Source organism: Pseudomonas sp. D(2018), from assembly GCF_005502555.1.
Taxonomy (GTDB): domain Bacteria; phylum Pseudomonadota; class Gammaproteobacteria; order Pseudomonadales; family Pseudomonadaceae; genus Metapseudomonas; species Metapseudomonas resinovorans.
Genome location: NZ_SCOK01000017.1, coordinates 1 through 17,407, shown reverse-complemented (window position 1 = coordinate 17,407; position 17,407 = coordinate 1). Strand labels below are relative to the sequence as shown.

Here is a 17,407-nt window from a genome sequence, read left to right as displayed (position 1 = left end):
TCATCCCTTGAAGGTGGCGGTGCGCTTGTCGACGAAGGCATCGCGGGCTTCCTGGGAATCCAGCGAGCGGTAGGCCTGCAGGGTGAATCCCTGCTCCCAGCGGTATTTGTCTTCGAGGTTGCCGTCCTCGATGCCGGTCAGCGCCTCCTTGGCCAGGGCGATCATGGCCGGGCTCTTGGCGGCGATCTTGCGCGCGACCTCCAGGGCCGCCTCGCGCAAATCGGCACGCGGCACTACGCGCTCAACCGCACCCAGGCGATAGGCCTCGGCGGCGTCGATCATGTCGCCGGTGAAGTACATGTGGCGCACCTTCTGCACCGGGAACAGGCGCTGCAAGTGCGCGCCGCCGCCCATGGCGCCACGGTCTACCTCGGGGACGCCGAAGCGCGCGCAGTCGGAGGCGACCAGGATGTCCGCCGCCCCGCAAAGGCCGATGCCGCCGCCGAGGACGAAACCGTGCACGGCAATGATGACCGGCTTGGGATTGCGGTGGACGGCCTTGAAGCTGTCGTAGTTGCCCTTGTTGACGGCGACGATCAGGTTGCCGTCGGCGGCCAGTTCCTTGATGTCCACGCCTGCGCAGAAACCTCGGCCCTCGGCGCGGATGACGATGACCCGAACCTCGGGCGACTCGCCCAGATGCTCGAGCTCGGCGGCGATGGCCGCCCAGCCTTTACTGTCGAAGGCGTTCACCGGCGGGTGGTCGAAGACCATCTCGGCAATGCCGTTATCGATGCTCACGTGAAATGGACTGCTCATCCGGCTACCCCTTAGTTGTTCGATTTGTCGGTCACGCGGCGGCACAGCTCGGCGAGCCGCTGCTCGGCCTGCTGCACGATGGATTCGATGAGTTCGGCGCAGCCCGGCAGGCTGTCGATGCTGGCGGCGATCTGTCCGGCGGGAAGCACACCCGCTGCCGGTTGGCCGTCGACCATGGCTTTCTGGATCACCATCGGCGCGTTGGCGGCCATCAGGGTCTGGGCGGCGGTGAGGCCATCGCTGCCGCCGAGCTTCAACGCGCTGCCCAGCAACTGGGCGACACTCGCGCCACTGTGACGGCGGTAGGCCAGTGCACTGCGCAGGGCCAGCAACAGGCGCTTCAGACCGCCGGAGCGTTCCAGGCTGTCGAGCAATTCGTTGCGGATCATCCGTTGCGGCATGCCATCGATGGCGCGGCTGATGATGATGGCGGCTGGGTCGCGGACTTTCAGGTAGCGATCCAGGGTGGCCGGAGGCACAGGACTTTCGGCACTCATCAAAAAGCGCGTGCCCATGGCGATGCCTTCGGCTCCGAGCGCCAGGGCCGAGACCAGGCCGCGACCGTCCTTGAAGCCGCCGGCAGCGACCACAGGAACGTCGACGGCGTCCACCACCTGGCCCAGCAGGATCGAGGTGGGCACCGAGCCGGTATGGCCGCCGCCCTCCCCGCCCTGCACGGTCACCGCGTCGGCGCCCATCTCCACGGCTTTCACCGCGTGTTTCAGCGCGCCCACGGTGGGCATGCAGACAACGCCGGCGTCCTTCAGCCGGGTGATCATCGCCTTGCCCGGCGAGCGGCTGTAGCTCACCGCACGCACCTGGTGGCGCAGCACCAGTTCGACGATCTCGCCGGCATTGGCCTGGTACATGTGGAAATTGACGCCGAAGGGCTGGTCGGTCAGCCGCTTGGTTTCGAGGATGGCGGCTTCCATCTGGTGGGGCTCGATGGTGGCACCCGCGAGGAAGCCGAAGCCGCCGGCATTGCCGGTGGCGGCCACCAGTTTCGGATCAGCCACCCAGCCCATGGCGGTCTGGATGATCGGGTAGCGGCAACCGAGCAGGCGCGTCAGGCGGGTGTCCAGGGATATCGCCATCACGCCTCCGACGGGTTGCGCTGGGACTGGGCCATGGCGCGGGCGTCATAACCGCCCAGCTTGTCGCCACTGACCAGTTCGTTGTGTACGTGGGCGAAGTGATGCAGGCCGAACACCATGTCCATGGTGGCGCGCTTGCCCATCAGGTCCTCGGCGTTGTTCACCGCCTGCTTGGTCAGCTGCAAGCCCAGGCGCGGCATCTGCGCGATGCGCCGGGCCACGTCCAGGGTCACGTCTTCCAGCACGTCGCGCGGCACCACCTTGTTGACCATGCCCATCTGATAGGCGCGCTCCGCGCCCATGCGCTCGCCGAGGAAGAGGAACTCCTTGGCGATACGCGGGTTCAGCTCATGTACGTGAGCGAAGTACTCGACGCCGGGGATGCCCATGCGCACCACGGGATCGGAGAAGAAGGCATCGTCCGAGGCGATGATCAGGTCGCAGACCCAGGCCAGCATCAGGCCGCCGGCGATGCAGGCGCCCTGGACCATGGCAATCGTCGGCTTGGGCATGTCGCGCCAGCGCCGGCACATGCCGAGGTAGACCTCCTGTTCACGGGCATAGAGGAACTCGCCACCCGGTTTGCCCACGTGGTCGTACCAGAGGCTGGCGCGGTCGAAGCTCTCGTGCACGTCGCGGCCCGGCGTGCCGATGTCGTGCCCGGCTGAGAAATGCTTGCCGGCGCCGCGCAGCACGATGACCTTGACGCTGTCGTCGTCGCAGGCGCGGCGGAAGGCCGCGTCCAGGGCGTAGGTCATGCGCGAGTTCTGCGCGTTGTGGTACTCGGGGCGATGCATGGTGACCAGGGCCAGCGGACCCTGCACCTCGTACTGCACCACCTCTGCTTCGGCCTGTTCTTGGTTCATCTGCGCGGCTCCGCCTCAGTGGGTCGTGGCCCGGGCGCGCACGCCCGGCGGGTTGTCCTTGAGCTGGCTGGCGCGCAGGTTGTGCGGGTCCAGTTGCTGGATGAGGATCAGTTGTTCGAGGGTTGGGGCGGCGGTGGTCGGAATCTCGTCCGGCACATGCAGCGGGAAGCTGGTGGCGGCCTGCACGTCCTCCGCCGTGACCCCAGGGTGCAGGGAGCGGATACGCATCTGCCGGCCGGGGCCCTGGAAGTCGAGCACGCAGAGGTCGGTGACGATCAGGCGGATGTCGATCTCGTCCAGGGACCAGCCACGGGCCAGGCGTTCGGGGTTGTAGCCAACCGAGGCCACCACATCCACCTCGCCGTCGACGAACACCCGCTTGTTGTGGCTGGACACCATGAAGGAGTTGGCGTGGCTGATGGAGTTGCCGGGGAAGCCACGCACCCCGAGCATCTGCGACTTGGGTCTGGCGTGGTCGCCGATGCAGGAAATGTTGGCCTGGCCGAAGCGGTCGATCTGTACCGGCCCCACCAGGGCGTGGCGCTTGCCGCTCCAGACGTTGTCGAAGATGCGCGAGAAGCCCATCCAACTGTCGAACTTCGGCTGGTAGCCGCCGCGCGGCCCAACCGGTACCGGCTCGGCGACCATGAAGGCTTCGGAGTCGGTCATCATCAGGTCGGCGTTGCTGTTGAGCATGGCGAGCGACGCAGCCAGGCGCTGCAGGACGCCGATGCCCGTGGCGAGCACTTCGCCGTCATGGGTAAAGGCCTCGGCGGCAGCGCAGATCATCAGTTCGGCGAGGCTGTAGGGTTGTTTGGTGGCAGTCATCTCAGCGTCCTCAGAAAACCGGGAGCGGCAGTTGGCGAATGGCATTCAGGCCACCGACACGGGCGAGGTACTCCGCTTCCCCGCAGTTGACGTAGCGCTCCATGTAGGCCTGCCAGCCGTCCGATTCGGCGGCCGAGGCGTTGTAGGCCTTGAAATGGGCAATATCGAAGCCGTAGAGCGGTGCGCAGGAGGACGGATGGGCCCCGCCCGGCAGATGCACCACGGCGCTGGTGCGGTTGCGTTCCCAGAACACCTGGCGGGCGCGCATCGGGTCTTCGTGGAACCAGCCGCTGTCCACGAGTTCGTCGCAGCTCACGTAGGCCTTCTCGGCGGCGCGCACGAAGAGGTCGTCCATGTAGTGGTCGGGACCGGCGATCTGGCAGACCCCACGCGCGTCGGCGCGGTCGACGTGGATCAGGGCGGCATCCAGCTTCAGCGCCGGCATGGCGACCCAGTCACGGCTGTCGTCGTACGGCGAGCTGACGAGTTTCAGCTCCGGGTTCAGGCGCAGCACATCGGTGCCCAGGCCCACGGCCGTCGGGATGAAAGGCACGTTCATGGCGGCGGCCTTGAGGCCGAGCAGGAGCATGCCTTCGTCGATTTCCATCACGTCCACGGCGCCTTCCTGGCGAGCCTTGCGGAAGTAAGGTTCCAGGGGGATGAAATCGAGCGAGACGAAGGCGTAGACCAGCTTGCGGACCTTGCCGGCGGCGCAGAGCATGCCGACATCGGCGCCGCCGTAGGCGACCACCGTGAGGTCTTTGAGGTCAGAGCGCAGTATCTCGCGTACCAGGGCCATGGGCTTGCGCCGCGGGCCCCAGCCGCCGATACCGATGGTCATGCCATCGCGCAGCTGGCCGACGATGTCGGTGGCGGTCATGCGTTTGTCCATGGGGCGGCTCCTTATTGACGACCGACGCTGAAGTCATGGCCCCAGTGGCTGACCACGGTGCTCTCGAAGGGGGTGTGGCGGTCCCAGTCCATGACCTTGCCGCCGCAGCCGTACTCCAGGTCGAAGCCGCCGGGGGTCTGCATGTAGAAGCTGGTCATGTCGTCATTGGTATGGCGGCCAAGGGTGGCGGACAGCTTCACGCCGCTGGCATGCATGCGGTCCAGCGCACGGCCGACATCGTCCAGTTCGCCCACTTCCACCATCAGGTGCACGCAGCCGGAGGGAATCGGGCACTCGAACAACGCCAGGGAGTGGTGGCGGCCGTTGTTGCAGTGGAGGAAGTGGATGCGCTTTTCCGGCTCGGCCGGGTCAGGGGTGAAGCGCACCTTCATCAGGTCGGACAGCCCAAAGCCCATCACCCGCTCGTAGAAGTCCAGGCAGCGGTCGAAGGCCGGGGCCGGCAGCACCGCATGGCCCATGCCCAGGTCGCTGGTGACGAAACCGGAGACGCCAACCGGGGAAACGAAGGGGGCGAAGTCTTGCAACGGCCCCCAGAACAGTTCGTGACGGTTGCCGTCCGGATCGGCGAAGCGTGCCAGCTCCTGAACCTTGCGACTGATGGCGTCGGCGGCGCTGCCGCGCTGGACTTCGACGTCAGCCTGTTGCAGCTCAACGATCGCCTGCTCGAAGGCGGCCTTGCCGGCCACTTCCCAACCACAGGCGCCATAGCCGTCACGGTCGGCACGCTCCACCAGGATGCGGTAGGGGCGCTCGTCCATCTTCAGGTAGAGCCGCTCGTCCGATCCGGCATCCACCATCATGCCGAGCACGCCGGTGGCGTAATCGCGCCAGCGCTTCAGGTCTGTCGAGGCTACGGTGACGTAACCCAGGCCACGGATATCCATGCGGTTCTCCTCATTGTCGTTATCGCCGCGCATGCAGGGCGCGGGCTCTATGAGGACGGATTTAATCGGCAGGCCCAGAGGTGGGCATCGTCCGTTGGGACTAGCGCGAAAGGCACGTGGGACGGGGGCTTCGGCGCTTGCGGGAAGGCCGTTCAAGGGAGTCCGGCGGGGAACTTCGCCATGGCCCTGAATCCGCTTCGAAAAAGCAATTCAAAAGTCGGGCCAGACTGCACAAAACTTCAATAAAGTATGTTTCTGGAATGTTTCACTGAAACAAGATAGAAACACCCGACCTACATGTTTTTACAAATCAAAATACAGTCCTTTACATAGATTAAAAATGACCATTTCAACAGGAATAATCCATGCCAATCAGCTAGTTATGAAACTACCGATTATCTTTAATCTCACCACTGGTCAGGCAACTGAAAATAGCACTGGCGCTCTTTCTCAATATTCTTAATATCCGGCTTCGGGGGAATATCCGGGGGTTTACGAGGAATGAACAATGAAATCCGCTATTACCACCACTGCCTTGTCCAGCCTGCTGTTTTCCGTTGTCGCGTTCACTTCGTTACAGGCATCCAGTGCGCCCCTTCAACCAGCAGGCCAGCAACCGCTGCTGATGCTGGCGGAAGGCGGCGGTGATCGCCTCCTGCAATACCGGGAGATGCAGGCGCAACGCAGGCAGACGGCCGCTGACGAAAGCGAGCGTTTCGCCCAGTTGGTCGAGGACAAACCAACGGCGGCCGGCTCAGGGAGCGCCAGGGAAACGGCAGAATCGGCCACGAAACCCGCAACCCGCTATCAATCAAGCCGCCACCAGCAAAGTGCGGAATACGAGTACTGATCTGCAGTAGTGCCCCCTCTCCTGGCGCGTCCCGCCCCACGCCAGGAGGGGAACTGCAACGCCAATCGCCAACGACTTCGCTTCCATAGCCAACACTTCCCCATTGATGGAAAAATCTGGTGGGAATTTCCCGCTGCAAGGACATCGGCCGGCGCAGTAATTTAGCCGGCGGATCATTCACAGGGGACGGCGATGGACTCACTCACCCAGGCGGTGCTCGGCGCCACCCTCCAGGGCGCACTGCTCGGCCGCTGGCAGGGACGCAAGGCACTGCTCTACGGCGCGCTGCTCGGCACTCTGCCGGACCTGGACGTGGTAATCCGCTACACCGACGCCGTGGAGGCGATGACCTACCACCGCGGCTTCAGTCATTCGATCTTCGTGCTCAGCGCCCTGGCGGTATTGCTGACCTTGCTGGTTCGACGATGGCGGCCGAATCCAGATTATTCGACGCAACGCCTGTTCCTCACCCTCTGGCTGGTGCTGGCCACGCATCCCGTGCTGGACAGCTTCACCGGCTACGGTACCCAGTTGTTCTGGCCACTGATGACGCCACCTATTGCCTGGTCCAGCATCTTCATCATCGATCCGCTCTACACACTGCCCCTGCTGGCGGCCGTGTTCGGCGGACTGCTGTTCGGCCTGCGCAACCGTGCACCGCGCCTGCCCGTAGCGGCCCTGGCGCTGTCCAGCCTTTACCTGCTCTCCAGCCTCGGCGGCAAGTTCATGGCCGAGCAACGGGTGGCCGAGGTGCTGGAGCGCGAGGGCATTCGCCCACAGGCGATCTTCAGCACGCCGACGCCCTTCAACACGCTGCTCTGGCGGGTGATCGTGCTCGACGGCGAGGACTACCACGAAGCCCTGGTGAGCTGGTTCGACCGCAATCCGCCCCGGCTCGAACGCATCCCCCGCGGCACCGAGCTGGCGCGACGCCTGCGCGATTCGCCCCAGCACCTGCGCCTGGCCTGGTTCACCCACGGCATCCTGCGCTACGACCAGATCGACCAGGTGCTGGTCGTCACCGACCTGCGCCTGGGCATGACGGGCTTCCATCCGTTCCGCTTCATCCTCGCCGAACAGCGTGACGGCCGCTGGCAACCGGTCGCCGAGGCGCGCCGCTGGCCCACCGACCGGGGCGACCTGGAACGTCTGCAGGTGCTCTGGCAGCGCGTCTGGCATCAGGATCAGGCGGTACCGTTATCCACCTGGGCCAGCCTGCTGCAGCGCTAGAAGAGAGCGGCTCTCGACGCATCACGCAAACAGGTCGATTGGCAGCGACTCATCCCAACTGCGCAACTGCAGAAAGACGAACCCCGGCGCGTGGCCGGGGTTCTTGTATTGCAGCGGAATAATCAACCCGCCTCGTAACCGGCGACCTTGTCAGCCTGGACCTTGCCGCTCTGCTTCAGGCGGTAGCAGCCCCACATCACCAGCAGCCAGACCGGGATGGCGTACACCGACACCTGGATGCCCGGGATCATCAGCATGATGACGAGGATGAACAGCACGAAGGCCAGGCACAGGTAGTTGCCCATGGGGTACCACAGGGCGCGGAAGCCGGTGCGGACGCCGTCCTTGTCCATGCGCTGGCGGAACTTGAGGTGGGAGTAGCTGATCATCGCCCAGTTGATCACCAGGGCGGCCACCACCAGGGACATCAGCAGCTCCAGCGCATTGTGCGGAACCACGTAGTTGACGATGACGGCCAGGAAGGTCACCAGGGCCGACACCAGCAACGAGCGCACCGGTACGCCGCGCTTGTCCACCTTGGCCAGGGAACGCGGGGCATCGCCCTGCTCGGCCAGGCCCAGCAACATGCGGCCGTTGCAGTAGGTGCCGCTGTTGTAGACCGACAGTGCGGCGGTGAGCACCACGAAGTTCAGCAGGTGAGCGGCGGTGTCGCTGCCGATCAGCGCGAAGATCTTCACGAAGGGGCTGCCGCTGTACGGGTCGCCAGCGCTGTTGATGGACGCCAGCAGCGCATCCCAGGGGCTCAGGGACAGCAGCACGACCAGGGCGCCTACATAGAAGATCAGGATGCGGTAGATGACCTGGTTGATCGCCTTCGGGATCACCTGCTTGGGTTTGTCGGCCTCGGCGGCGGTGAAGCCGAGCATCTCCAGGCCACCGAAGGAAAACATGATGAAGGCCATGGCCATCACCAGCCCGCTGATGCCATTGGGGAAGAAGCCGCCATGTTCCCAGAGGTTGCTCACTGCCGCCTGCTCACCACCGGAGCCGCTGAACAGCAGCCAGCAGCCGAGGATGATCATGCCGACGATGGCGACGACCTTGATCATGGCGAACCAGAATTCAGCCTCGCCGAAGAGTTTCACGTTGGCCAGGTTGATGGCGTTCACCACCAGGAAGAACACCGCAGCCGTGGCCCAGGTGGGGACTTCCGGCCACCAGAAATGGATGTACTTGCCCACCGCGGTGAGCTCGCTCATGCCCACCAGCGTGTAGAGCACCCAGCAGTTCCAGCCGGAAAGGAAGCCGGCGAAGCCGCCCCAATACTTGTGCGCGAAGTGGCTGAAGGACCCGGCGACCGGTTCTTCGACGATCATTTCGCCGAGCTGGCGCATGATCAGGAAGGCGATGAAACCGCAGATGGCATAGCCGAGGATCATCGAGGGGCCGGCGGACTTGAGGACCCCGGCCGAACCGAGGAAGAGGCCGGTGCCGATGGCGCCGCCGAGGGCGATCAACTGGATGTGGCGATTCTTCAGGCCGCGTTGAAGCTCGCCTGAGTGTTGCATGTCACTCATTGCGTCACCTTTTGTTGTTGTCGTGACGGGATTTCACCCGCCGGGCTTGTGGTCCGGCGGAAGTTTGCAAGGCGGATAAACCTCTATTGCGCGTCTGGCTGTACCTCCGGAGCAGCATTCCTGAATGCCTCGAGGACTTCGCAGCGCGCAGCGATATCGAGGATGCGCGGATAGGCCGACAGGTCACAGTCGAAGCGGCGCGCGTTGTAGATCTGGGGAACCAGGCAGGCTTCCAGATAACCCGGACGGCTACCCAGGGAGAGCTTGCCGCCAAAGGCTTGCAGGCCCTTTTCCACAGCGCAGAAACCGAGGGCTACCCAGTGGCGGTACCAGGCGTCCTTGGCTTCATCGGCTACGCCCAGTTCGGCCTTGAGGTACTGCAGCACCCGCAGGTTGTTCAGCGGATGCACATCACAGGCGATGTGCAGGGCCAGCGAACGCACCAGGGCGCGCTGGGCAGGGTCGGCTGGCAACAGGGCCGGTACGGGAAAGACTTCTTCGAGGTATTCGAGGATGGCCAGGGACTGGGCGATGCGGATTTCGCCACCGGCATTGCCCGAGTCCACCAGCAGCGGCAACAGGCCCTGGGGGTTGAGCTCGTGGTAGGCGCTCTGGTGCTGTTGGCCGCCATTCTTGACCAGGTGAACCGGCTCCTGGCGATAGGCCAGGCCCTTGAGGTTGAGAGCGATGCGGACGCGGTACGCAGCGCTGGAGCGCCAGTAGCCGTAGAGGGTGAGTTCGGTATTCATGGCGTCGGGCCGTTTTTTTGTTTGCGTCATCTCACTCTGGCAGCGCTTGGCGAGCAAGGCGTGGAATCCGGCAGAGCGAGGCGCTGGACGGTCGATCCGGAAAGTTTTCCTTACACCTGCGGCGCCGTGACGGCTGCGCCTGTCAGGCGCTCCACCTGCGTAAGGTTTTTGTGACAGGGCGTTCAGCCAGGCTGCCAGCCGCCAGCCCTGCAGGCCGACCGGCGGCCATTTGCAAGGGCTCCTGGCCTGTGCCATATGAAAGCAATGCGCCACTAGCTGAAGGACGCCGCGCAATGCCGCACATGGACGAGCTCTACGACAGCCTGGTCAACCTTTGCTACGAGTGCGTGCTCGACAGGGACGCCTGGCGGCCGATGCTCGAACAGCTCGCGGCGGTTACCGGCCACCAGATGGGTGCCCTGCTCTTCCTCGACCAGCGGGAACAGCGGCCGCAGGTCACCTCCATCAATCTCTGTGACCCGGCGAGCGTGGAGGCCTACAACAGCTATTACCACCAGTACGATCCGGCCAAGGAAGTGCTGGTTCCGCGCCCGATAGGCAGTTGGTACCACGATCGGGAAGACCTCGGCGCGCAGCGTATCCGCCGCGATCCGTACTATCAGGAGTTTCATCTGCCCTTCGGCATGAACAGCATTTCCTGCATCAAGCTGCACGAACAGGCGAACACCGGCATCTACCTGTCATTACTGACCGCGGTGGGCGCCAGCCTCCCCGAACAGGAACAACGCAACCTGCTCAAGCGCCTGAGCCCTCACTTGCTGCGGGCGGCGCGGATGTCCAACCGCCTGCAGACGCTGGAGCTCGATGTGGCCCATCGCGAGCTGCTATTGGAGCGCCATCCGGCACCGGTCTGGCTGCTCGATGCCGAAGGACGGGTGCTGTTCTGCAACCACCAGGCGGAACAGCGCCTGGGCCAGTTGGAGTTTGCCCTGCAGGGCCGCCAGGGCAGGCTGCAGGGCAAGTCGCTGGATGGCCGCCTGCAGGCGTTGATCCGCCAGGCCGCCGGCCACAGCGGCAAGCGCCGTGCCGGCTGGCTGCCGCTGGACAGCGAACCGCCGACCCAGTTGCTGGTGACTCCGGTACCCGATGCGTCTGCGCTGGCCGCACGGCACAGCGGGTCCCTAGTGCTGCTGGCGCTGCTGGAGAACCAACCTCGCAGCCAGTTGCTGGCCGACCTCTTCCGACTCAGTCCGGCGGAACTGCGCCTGGCTGAACTCGTCACGCAAGGCCTGGCGCCGGAAACGTGCGCCGAACGCCTGAATGTCTCGATCAACACCATTCGCACTCAGTTGCGCGCCCTTTTCCGCAAGACAGAAACGGAGCGCCAGGCTGAGCTGGCAAATCTCTTTACCCGCTTGCAGGGGCTCTGATTCGCGTTATCCCGCCTAATTTAAAGCGCAATTTCATCTATCTGAATGATTGCAGGCAGATCGCCATCTACTAAGGTTCTACTCGGAGTGAGCGCCTGCCTTTATCCCGCGTGTCGGGTCAAGGAATCCACGTCTGGCCAGAGGAGGTGGCATGTGGAAGAGATCAGTGATCCGGAAGAACTGAGCAGAAGCATTCAAGAACAACAGCAACTCCACGAAGAACTGGTGCACATCAAGGCCGAACGTGAACGGCTGAGATTCGACAAACCCGCGCCCCCCAGCAAAGCGGAACCACTGCCGAGCAACATCGTGCCGTTCCCCTGCAGACCGGTCACCAGCCCTGGCCTGCGCTGCGGCAACGCCCTGTTGCTGGACTATCTCTACGGGGTGGAGTCCGACGCCCTGCGCGACCTGCCCGAGGAACGCACCCGCCAGCTATTCGACTTCGCCACCAGCGCGCAGGCAGCGCGTGCGCTGCGTTGCCGACGACGCATGCTGGCCCGCGCCCTGGACGAAACCTGCCAGCAGGCCGGCAAGGGTGCGCGTCTGCTCTGCATCGCCGGTGGTCACTTCCGCGAAGCAGAGCTGGCCCACGAACTGCGCCACGGGCGTTTCGGCGAAATGCTGGTGCTCGACGACGATGACGCGCGCCTGGAAACCGTGCGCAAGAGCTACGGCGCGCTGGGCGTGAGTACCCGTCTGGGCAACCTTGAGCAGTTGCTGGCCGGCGAGTGCCGGCTCCAGGGCTACGACCTGGTGTATTCGGCTGGGGTTACCGAACTGCTGGACGACCGTCGCTGCGAGCGCCTGGTCCATCGCCTGTTCCAGGCCGTGAGCCCGGGGGGGCGGCTGCTGTTGGCCAACTTCCGTCCCGAGGTAAAGGGCATCGCCTTCCTCGAAGGGCTGCTGGACTGGCGACCACGCTATCGCCACGACGCCCAGATGCTCAGCCTGCTGGACGGCGTCGACTACAACCAGATCGCGTCTGCGCGGGTGTTCCACGATATCGGCCAGCGCATCGTGTTCCTCGAAGCGGTGAAGTACGGCTGAATGAGTTCGGTCGACTTCCGTCCCCAACCGTAGGAGCCAGCTTGCTGGCGAACGGGGCCTGCCTTTCGCCAGCAAGCTGGCTCCTACAGCGTCAACCCTGCTGCAAATGCCCGTAGAGCTTGGCGTAAAGACCACCTTCAGCGATCAGCTGTTGGTGGTCGCCGTCTTCGGCGATACGGCCGCCGTCGAATACCAGCACCCGGTCGGCCTGCTTAACCGCTGACAGGCGGTGGGCGATGATCAGGGTGGTACGACCGTTGAGGAACGTGCCGAGCGCCTGGTGCAGGGCGTATTCAGTGGCGGCGTCCAGGGCGGAAGTGGCTTCGTCGAGGACCACCACCTTGGGTTCTGCCAGCACCATGCGTGCGATGGCCAGGCGTTGCCGCTGGCCGCCGGACAGGCGCACACCGGAACGACCGACCACGCTGTCCAGTCCCTGCGGCAGGCTACGAATGGTTTCGGCCAGTTGGGCAATTTCCAGGGCGCGCCAGCAGGCGTCATCGCTGCGCTCGCGGCCCATGGTCAGGTTGGCGCGCACGCTGTCGTTGAACAGCGCCGGATGCTGCAGCACCACTGCGACGTTGTCGCGTACCTCAGCCAGGCCGATCTCCTCCAGCCGGCAGCCACCAAAACGGATCTGCCCAGCCTGGGGCTGGTAGAGACCCAGCAGCAGTTGCACCAGGGTGCTCTTACCACCGCCACTGGCGCCGACTATGGCGACTTTCTCGCCGGGCGCGATGGACAGGTTGAGGCCGTCCAGCACCGGCTCGTCGGAATAGGCGAAACGCAGGCCTTTGACCTCGATGCCCACGGTCTCGCGTCCTTTGAAAGGATCGACGCTGGGCGCGTACTGGGGCTCGTCGGCGCGGGCCAGCAGTTCGTTGATACGAGCGACGGCGGCGCCGGCGGAATAGTAGGAGTACTGCAGGCCCAACAGTTGTTCGACCGGGCCGATCATGAACCAGAGGTAGCTGAACACCGCCAGCATCTGGCCAATGGAGAGATCGGAGAAGAGCACCGTGAGCATCGCCGCGGCGCGGAAGAAGTCGATGCCGAACTGGAACAGCAGACCGCTGGTGCGCCCTGCCGCATCGCTCTTCCACTGGGAGGCGACGGCGTAGTCGCGGACTTCCTGGGCGCGCTGGCCAAGACGGCCGAAGAAGAAGCCCTGGCGGTTGCTGGTACGCACTTCCTGGATGGCTTCCAGGGTTTCCGTCAGTGCCTGGGTGAAGCGCGCGGTGCTGTCGTTCTCCAGCTTCTTCAGGTGTTTGACGCGCTTGCCCAACTGCACGGTGGCGTAGATCACCAGCGGGTTGAACAGCAGGATCAACAGGGCCAGTTGCCAGTGCATCCAGACCAGGATGGCGGCCGTGCCGGTGAGGGTGAGCACGGCGACCAGGAAGCGGCTGAGGGTTTCGCCGACGAACTTGTCCAGGGTGTCCAGGTCGGTCACCAGGTGGGCGGTGACGGTACCTCCCCCGAGGCTCTCGTATTCGCCGAGGGAGATGCGTTTGAGGCGTTCGATCAGGCGGGTACGGACGCGGTAGACGATGTCCTTGGCCAGCCGCGCGAAGAGGCGCGCCTGCAGCACGTTGAAGACCAGGGCCATGCCTCGCAGCAGCAGGGTCACGACCAGCATCAGGCCGATGTAGCCGACTGCATTCTCCCAGGGCTCGGGCAGGAAGTTGTCCATGAAGCGCAGCGCGGCATCGCCCTGCTTCAGTAGGACTTCGTCCACCAGCAGGGGCAGCAGCAGCGGAATGGGCACGCTGCAGAGGGTGGCCAGCACGGCGACGAAGTTGGCCAACCAGAGGGCTTTCTTGTGGCGCAGGGCCAGACGACGGATTTCCGCCCAGCTCAGGCGATCAGCCATGGGTACCTCGCTCCAGCCAGCGGCCCAGCAAGGGCGCCAGCTCGTCGAGCGGCTGGTAGCCATTGGTCAGCAGCGCCAGTTGGCCGTTGCGTTCGGCCAGCAGGGTGGGGAAACCGGCGATGCCAAGGTCCTGTACCCAGGTGAAATCGGCGACGGTCGCCTCATGGCTGGAGGCGGCGTCGAAGCCTTGCGCGAACTCGATGCGCGGAATCCCGGCCTGTTCGGCCAGCGCCACCAGGGTGGACGCCTGGGTCACGTCGCGACCCTCGGCATAGAAGGCCTGCTGGATCAGTTTGACCAGTGGCCAGGCCAGCTCAGGAGCCAAGCCGCGCGCGACCACCAGGGCCCGGCAGGCCGGCTCGGTGTCGTAGACGAAGCCCTCGGGCAGTGCGCCCTCGAAGCGGAACGGTTGTCCAGTGGCCTGGTTGACCGCCTGCCAGTGTTCGAGGATGTAGCGCTTGGTGTGCGCGTCCAGCGCGGCACCATGACCGGTACGCAGGCCGCCAGCCACCAGCTGCAGCGGCACGTCGGCTGCCGCAGCCTGCCCGGCGAGGGCCTCCACCACGGGGGCGAAACCCCAGCACCAGGAACACATGGGGTCCATCACATAGAGCAGGCGGGCGTTGGACAAGCTCAATCCTCCAGGGCTTGGCGCGGGTCGCGACCGATCGGGTGAGGCAGGTTGCGGGCCTTGGCCAGTTCGATCTGCTTCTGCCGCTCGATGGCACTGGCACGGGTCCTCTCGCTCAGGCTGTCCCAGCAGTGCGGGCAACTGATGCCAGGCGAGTAGTGCTCCGACTGACGGTCTTCCACGGATATCGGATTACGGCAGGCGTGGCACTGGTCGAAATCCCCTTCCGAGAGATCGTGGCGCACGGTGACGCGGTTGTCGAAGACGAAGCAGTCACCGCGCCAGAGGGTTTCGCCCTGGGGCACTTCCTCCAGGTACTTGAGGATGCCGCCCTTGAGGTGGAAAACCTCTTCGAAGCCCTGGTTGAGCATGTAGCTGGAGGCTTTTTCGCAACGGATGCCACCGGTGCAGAACATGGCCACCTTCTTGTGCACCGCCGGGTCGTAGTGGGCCTTGATGTAGTCGGGAAAATCGCGGAAGGATTTCGTCTTCGGATCGACCGCGCCTTCGAAGGTACCAATGGCCACTTCGTAGTCGTTGCGCGTGTCGATCAGCAGGACTTCGGGGTCACTGATCAGGGCGTTCCAGTCCTGGGGGTCGACGTAGGTGCCAACCTTCTGGTTGGGGTCCACGCCGGGAACACCGAGGGTGACGATTTCCTTCTTCAGCTTGACCTTGGTGCGGTAGAAGGGCTGATCCGTGCAGTAGGACTCCTTGTGGTCCAGGTCCACCAGGCGCGGGTCGATCCTGAGCCAGGCGAGCAGCGCGTCGATGGCTTCACGGGTGCCCGACACGGTGCCATTGATGCCTTCCTCGGCCAGCAGCAGGGTGCCTTTGACGCCGTTGTCCAGCATGGTCTTGAGCAGGGGTTCGCGCAGCGCAACGTAGTCCTTCAGGGTGACGAACTTGTACAGCGCCGCAACAACGATCTGGGTCATGCGGTGACTTCCTCCAGTGGTCGCCCACGTAAAGGGCGGACCGGGTGACAGAAACGACTGCGCCGGCTGGGCCGGCGCGGTGCGAAGTCTATCAAAAAGCCGCCAGCCACTGGCTGCGTGAATTGGTCTCAGGCGCCCAACGGACGTCGGGGCGCCCGGGCCAGGCGCTCAATGATCCAGCTTGCTGCCACCCCGGCAGGTCGGCGAATCCGGCGCTGCGCCCTGTGCTGCCCACTCCTCAGGAGTGTAGGTATGCAGGGCCAGGGCATGGACCTGTCCCATCAGTTCACCCAGGCTGGCGTAGACCTTCTGGTGGCGCTTGACGGCGTTCAGCCCGGCGAACACCGGGCTGACGATCACCGCCTTGTAGTGGGTTTCCTGGCCGCGGCTATGCATGTGGCTCTCGTCCAGCACGTCGAGGTACTGGGGGTCGAGCGCTTCCAGGGCGGTCAGGATACGGTCGCGCATGGACATCGGTTAACTCCGCTTACTGCTGCTTTTTCTTGTCCTGGGGGGCCAGTTCGTTGGTCATGTCGCTGAGCAGCTTGTTGACCTCGGGCACGGCGGTTTCCAGGCGGCTCTGGGTCAGCTGGGCGGATTGCTGGGTCAGGGACGGCATCTTTTCCAGCACTTTCTTGCCCAGGGGCGACTCGTAGAAGGCGATCAGTTCCTTGAGCTCACTCTCGCTGAAGTTGCTGGTGTAGATCTTCACCAGCTCAGGCTTCAGCTTGTCCCAGCCGACGGCCTTGTCCAGGGCGGTGTTGGCCTTGGCCTGGTAACTCTCCAGGGTGGCCTTCTTGCTGGCCGGCGCCTGGGTCTGCTGGAAACGCTGCTCGAACATCTGCTGCACCTGGGCGTAGACCGGAACGGTCAGCTTGTCGGCGCGAGCGAGCTTGAGGAAGCGCTCGGCATCGGCGGCGTGGCTGGCGGCATCGGCCAGAACCTGGCCACTGGCGCACGCCAGCAGTACGGCGGTGCAGAGAATGCGAAGCTTCGTCATTGGGAATCCTTGTCTGGGCACGAATGAGGGGGGCTGCCCCGGGGCTGGTCATTCTGCGCTCAAGCGGATATCGGGCTCAAGCGGCGGGAAATTCGACAACCTCGGGGCGAAAATGTGCGATGCCGCACTTCACGAAGCTGTTGTCAAAACGCCATCACTTGCTCATGCTTCCGCCCACTGGGCATCCTTTGGGGGCTTGGAAACCTGCAGTACCCGTTGACGTAATTTCCGATGAGGACGCAACCGGTTTCCACTAGGCCTGTACGAAAATCACCGAGCGCAGGCTGATCTTGTACAGAGCCTGAAATGCCCAGGCTTCGCACACACATGGACGTGCCCGATGAATAGCCACATATCCACCCTGCCGCCGGGAATCCCCGAGCTCTGCGATGCGCGCGGCATGCTCGCGCCCGCCGCTGTCGGCTGGTCCAACCGGCCACGGTTGAACTGTGCGATACCCGGCCACTTCGGCCGTCGCAAGCGCTGGAACCACTGGTGCATCACCACCCCGCGCTGGATGCTCTCGCTGACCCTGGCGGACCTCGACTACCTGGGCTACGGCGCAGCCTACTTTCTCGATCTCGACAGCGGCCAGGCCGTCGCCCATACCCAGCTGCGGCCCTTCGCCCTCGGCTGCCGACTGCCGGATACAGCGCTGCAAAGCCATTGCTTCGACCACCCTCGCCTGCTGATCCGCGTGGACGAGCATCCCGGCCGACTGAGCATGCGGGTAGAGGCACCCGACCTCGGCGGCCAGCCGCTGCAGGCCGCCCTGGACGTGCTGCGCCCCGCCCACCTGGACTCGGTGAACCT

The 17,407-nt window shown here is 64.4% G+C and carries 18 protein-coding genes; 5 read left to right on the top strand and 13 right to left on the bottom strand.

Features of this window, described 5'->3' with window-relative positions:
- Genes FFS60_RS13105 through FFS60_RS13080 form a run of 6 tightly spaced genes read right to left on the bottom strand, consistent with a single transcriptional unit; the run spans position 1 to position 5,344 of the window.
- On the bottom strand, positions 1–759 hold the full coding sequence (locus FFS60_RS13105; protein ID WP_028628159.1) for an enoyl-CoA hydratase family protein: 759 nt from the start codon (positions 757–759) through the stop codon (positions 1–3).
- A gap of 11 nt (positions 760–770) precedes the next feature.
- A complete protein-coding gene (locus tag FFS60_RS13100) occupies positions 771–1,853 on the bottom strand; it encodes a nitronate monooxygenase family protein (protein ID WP_028628160.1) in 1,083 nt (360 codons plus the stop codon).
- Positions 1,853–2,719 (bottom strand): enoyl-CoA hydratase, encoded by an 867-nt coding sequence (locus FFS60_RS13095; RefSeq protein WP_137822203.1) that lies wholly within the window; start codon positions 2,717–2,719, stop codon positions 1,853–1,855. The genes FFS60_RS13100 and FFS60_RS13095 overlap by 1 nt, the downstream gene beginning before the upstream one ends.
- A gap of 15 nt (positions 2,720–2,734) precedes the next feature.
- Complete coding sequence (locus FFS60_RS13090) at positions 2,735–3,547, bottom strand: CoA-transferase subunit beta (protein ID WP_028628162.1); 813 nt, start codon at positions 3,545–3,547, stop codon at positions 2,735–2,737.
- A gap of 10 nt (positions 3,548–3,557) precedes the next feature.
- Positions 3,558–4,439: a CoA transferase subunit A gene (locus tag FFS60_RS13085; RefSeq protein ID WP_028628163.1), complete on the bottom strand. Its 882-nt coding sequence runs from the start codon at positions 4,437–4,439 to the stop codon at positions 3,558–3,560.
- An 11-nt stretch (positions 4,440–4,450) separates the two neighbouring features.
- A complete protein-coding gene (locus FFS60_RS13080) occupies positions 4,451–5,344 on the bottom strand; it encodes a VOC family protein (RefSeq protein WP_028628164.1) in 894 nt (297 codons plus the stop codon).
- Between the two features lie 508 nt (positions 5,345–5,852).
- Here FFS60_RS13080 and FFS60_RS13075 point away from each other — a divergent pair.
- Positions 5,853–6,194, top strand: coding sequence for a hypothetical protein (locus tag FFS60_RS13075; protein WP_137822202.1), 342 nt, complete (start codon positions 5,853–5,855; stop codon positions 6,192–6,194).
- A gap of 192 nt (positions 6,195–6,386) precedes the next feature.
- The gene (locus FFS60_RS13070; protein ID WP_028628165.1) at positions 6,387–7,424 is read left to right on the top strand and encodes a metal-dependent hydrolase; all 1,038 of its coding nucleotides are present in this window, start codon (positions 6,387–6,389) and stop codon (positions 7,422–7,424) included.
- A 122-nt stretch (positions 7,425–7,546) separates the two neighbouring features.
- Here FFS60_RS13070 and FFS60_RS13065 read toward each other — a convergent pair whose 3' ends face one another.
- A complete protein-coding gene (locus FFS60_RS13065) occupies positions 7,547–8,962 on the bottom strand; it encodes an amino acid permease (RefSeq protein ID WP_028628166.1) in 1,416 nt (471 codons plus the stop codon).
- Positions 8,963–9,045: 83 nt separating this feature from the next.
- On the bottom strand, positions 9,046–9,711 hold the full coding sequence (gene maiA / locus FFS60_RS13060) for a maleylacetoacetate isomerase (RefSeq protein WP_137822201.1): 666 nt from the start codon (positions 9,709–9,711) through the stop codon (positions 9,046–9,048).
- A gap of 293 nt (positions 9,712–10,004) precedes the next feature.
- Between maiA and FFS60_RS13055 the strand changes: the two genes are divergently transcribed.
- Both FFS60_RS13055 and FFS60_RS13050 read left to right on the top strand, forming a co-directional pair.
- On the top strand, positions 10,005–11,102 hold the full coding sequence (locus FFS60_RS13055; RefSeq protein WP_137822200.1) for a helix-turn-helix transcriptional regulator: 1,098 nt from the start codon (positions 10,005–10,007) through the stop codon (positions 11,100–11,102).
- A gap of 153 nt (positions 11,103–11,255) precedes the next feature.
- Entirely contained in the window at positions 11,256–12,152 is an 897-nt protein-coding gene (locus FFS60_RS13050; RefSeq protein WP_137822199.1) for a class I SAM-dependent methyltransferase, read from the top strand.
- A 91-nt stretch (positions 12,153–12,243) separates the two neighbouring features.
- Here the strand turns inward: FFS60_RS13050 and FFS60_RS13045 are convergent, their stop codons facing one another.
- The 5 genes from FFS60_RS13045 to FFS60_RS13025 all read right to left on the bottom strand — a co-directional run bounded on the left by FFS60_RS13045 (position 12,244) and on the right by FFS60_RS13025 (position 16,594).
- Positions 12,244–14,025, bottom strand: a complete 1,782-nt coding sequence (locus tag FFS60_RS13045; RefSeq protein WP_137822198.1) for an ABC transporter ATP-binding protein — start codon at positions 14,023–14,025, stop codon at positions 12,244–12,246.
- Positions 14,018–14,620, bottom strand: a complete 603-nt coding sequence (locus tag FFS60_RS13040) for a DsbA family protein (protein ID WP_171016524.1) — start codon at positions 14,618–14,620, stop codon at positions 14,018–14,020. Before FFS60_RS13040 ends, FFS60_RS13045 begins: the two co-directional genes overlap by 8 nt.
- Before the next feature lie 38 nt (positions 14,621–14,658).
- Positions 14,659–15,594, bottom strand: a complete 936-nt coding sequence (locus FFS60_RS13035) for a rhodanese-related sulfurtransferase (RefSeq protein WP_137822197.1) — start codon at positions 15,592–15,594, stop codon at positions 14,659–14,661.
- A 168-nt stretch (positions 15,595–15,762) separates the two neighbouring features.
- A complete protein-coding gene (locus FFS60_RS13030) occupies positions 15,763–16,068 on the bottom strand; it encodes a BolA family transcriptional regulator (RefSeq protein WP_137822196.1) in 306 nt (101 codons plus the stop codon).
- A 13-nt stretch (positions 16,069–16,081) separates the two neighbouring features.
- Positions 16,082–16,594, bottom strand: a complete 513-nt coding sequence (locus tag FFS60_RS13025) for a DUF2059 domain-containing protein (protein WP_028628174.1) — start codon at positions 16,592–16,594, stop codon at positions 16,082–16,084.
- A gap of 340 nt (positions 16,595–16,934) precedes the next feature.
- Here FFS60_RS13025 and FFS60_RS13020 point away from each other — a divergent pair.
- A partial coding sequence (locus tag FFS60_RS13020; protein WP_137822195.1) for a DUF2804 family protein occupies positions 16,935–17,407 on the top strand: 473 nt, incomplete at its 3' end.

Excerpts from the sequence above, each read along its gene's own strand:
- FFS60_RS13105 (WP_028628159.1), bottom strand. The coding sequence starts at position 759 with ATGAGCAGTCCATTTCACGTGAGCATCGATAACGGCATTGCCGAGATG.
- FFS60_RS13100 (WP_028628160.1), bottom strand. The coding sequence starts at position 1,853 with ATGGCGATATCCCTGGACACCCGCCTGACGCGCCTGCTCGGTTGCCGC.
- FFS60_RS13095 (WP_137822203.1), bottom strand. The coding sequence starts at position 2,719 with ATGAACCAAGAACAGGCCGAAGCAGAGGTGGTGCAGTACGAGGTGCAG.
- FFS60_RS13090 (WP_028628162.1), bottom strand. The coding sequence starts at position 3,547 with ATGACTGCCACCAAACAACCCTACAGCCTCGCCGAACTGATGATCTGC.
- FFS60_RS13085 (WP_028628163.1), bottom strand. The coding sequence starts at position 4,439 with ATGGACAAACGCATGACCGCCACCGACATCGTCGGCCAGCTGCGCGAT.
- FFS60_RS13080 (WP_028628164.1), bottom strand. The coding sequence starts at position 5,344 with ATGGATATCCGTGGCCTGGGTTACGTCACCGTAGCCTCGACAGACCTG.
- FFS60_RS13075 (WP_137822202.1), top strand. The coding sequence starts at position 5,853 with ATGAAATCCGCTATTACCACCACTGCCTTGTCCAGCCTGCTGTTTTCC.
- FFS60_RS13070 (WP_028628165.1), top strand. The coding sequence starts at position 6,387 with ATGGACTCACTCACCCAGGCGGTGCTCGGCGCCACCCTCCAGGGCGCA.
- FFS60_RS13065 (WP_028628166.1), bottom strand. The coding sequence starts at position 8,962 with ATGAGTGACATGCAACACTCAGGCGAGCTTCAACGCGGCCTGAAGAAT.
- maiA (WP_137822201.1), bottom strand. The coding sequence starts at position 9,711 with ATGAATACCGAACTCACCCTCTACGGCTACTGGCGCTCCAGCGCTGCG.
- FFS60_RS13055 (WP_137822200.1), top strand. The coding sequence starts at position 10,005 with ATGCCGCACATGGACGAGCTCTACGACAGCCTGGTCAACCTTTGCTAC.
- FFS60_RS13045 (WP_137822198.1), bottom strand. The coding sequence starts at position 14,025 with ATGGCTGATCGCCTGAGCTGGGCGGAAATCCGTCGTCTGGCCCTGCGC.
- FFS60_RS13040 (WP_171016524.1), bottom strand. The coding sequence starts at position 14,620 with ATGTGTTCCTGGTGCTGGGGTTTCGCCCCCGTGGTGGAGGCCCTCGCC.
- FFS60_RS13035 (WP_137822197.1), bottom strand. The coding sequence starts at position 15,594 with ATGACCCAGATCGTTGTTGCGGCGCTGTACAAGTTCGTCACCCTGAAG.
- FFS60_RS13030 (WP_137822196.1), bottom strand. The coding sequence starts at position 16,068 with ATGTCCATGCGCGACCGTATCCTGACCGCCCTGGAAGCGCTCGACCCC.
- FFS60_RS13025 (WP_028628174.1), bottom strand. The coding sequence starts at position 16,594 with ATGACGAAGCTTCGCATTCTCTGCACCGCCGTACTGCTGGCGTGCGCC.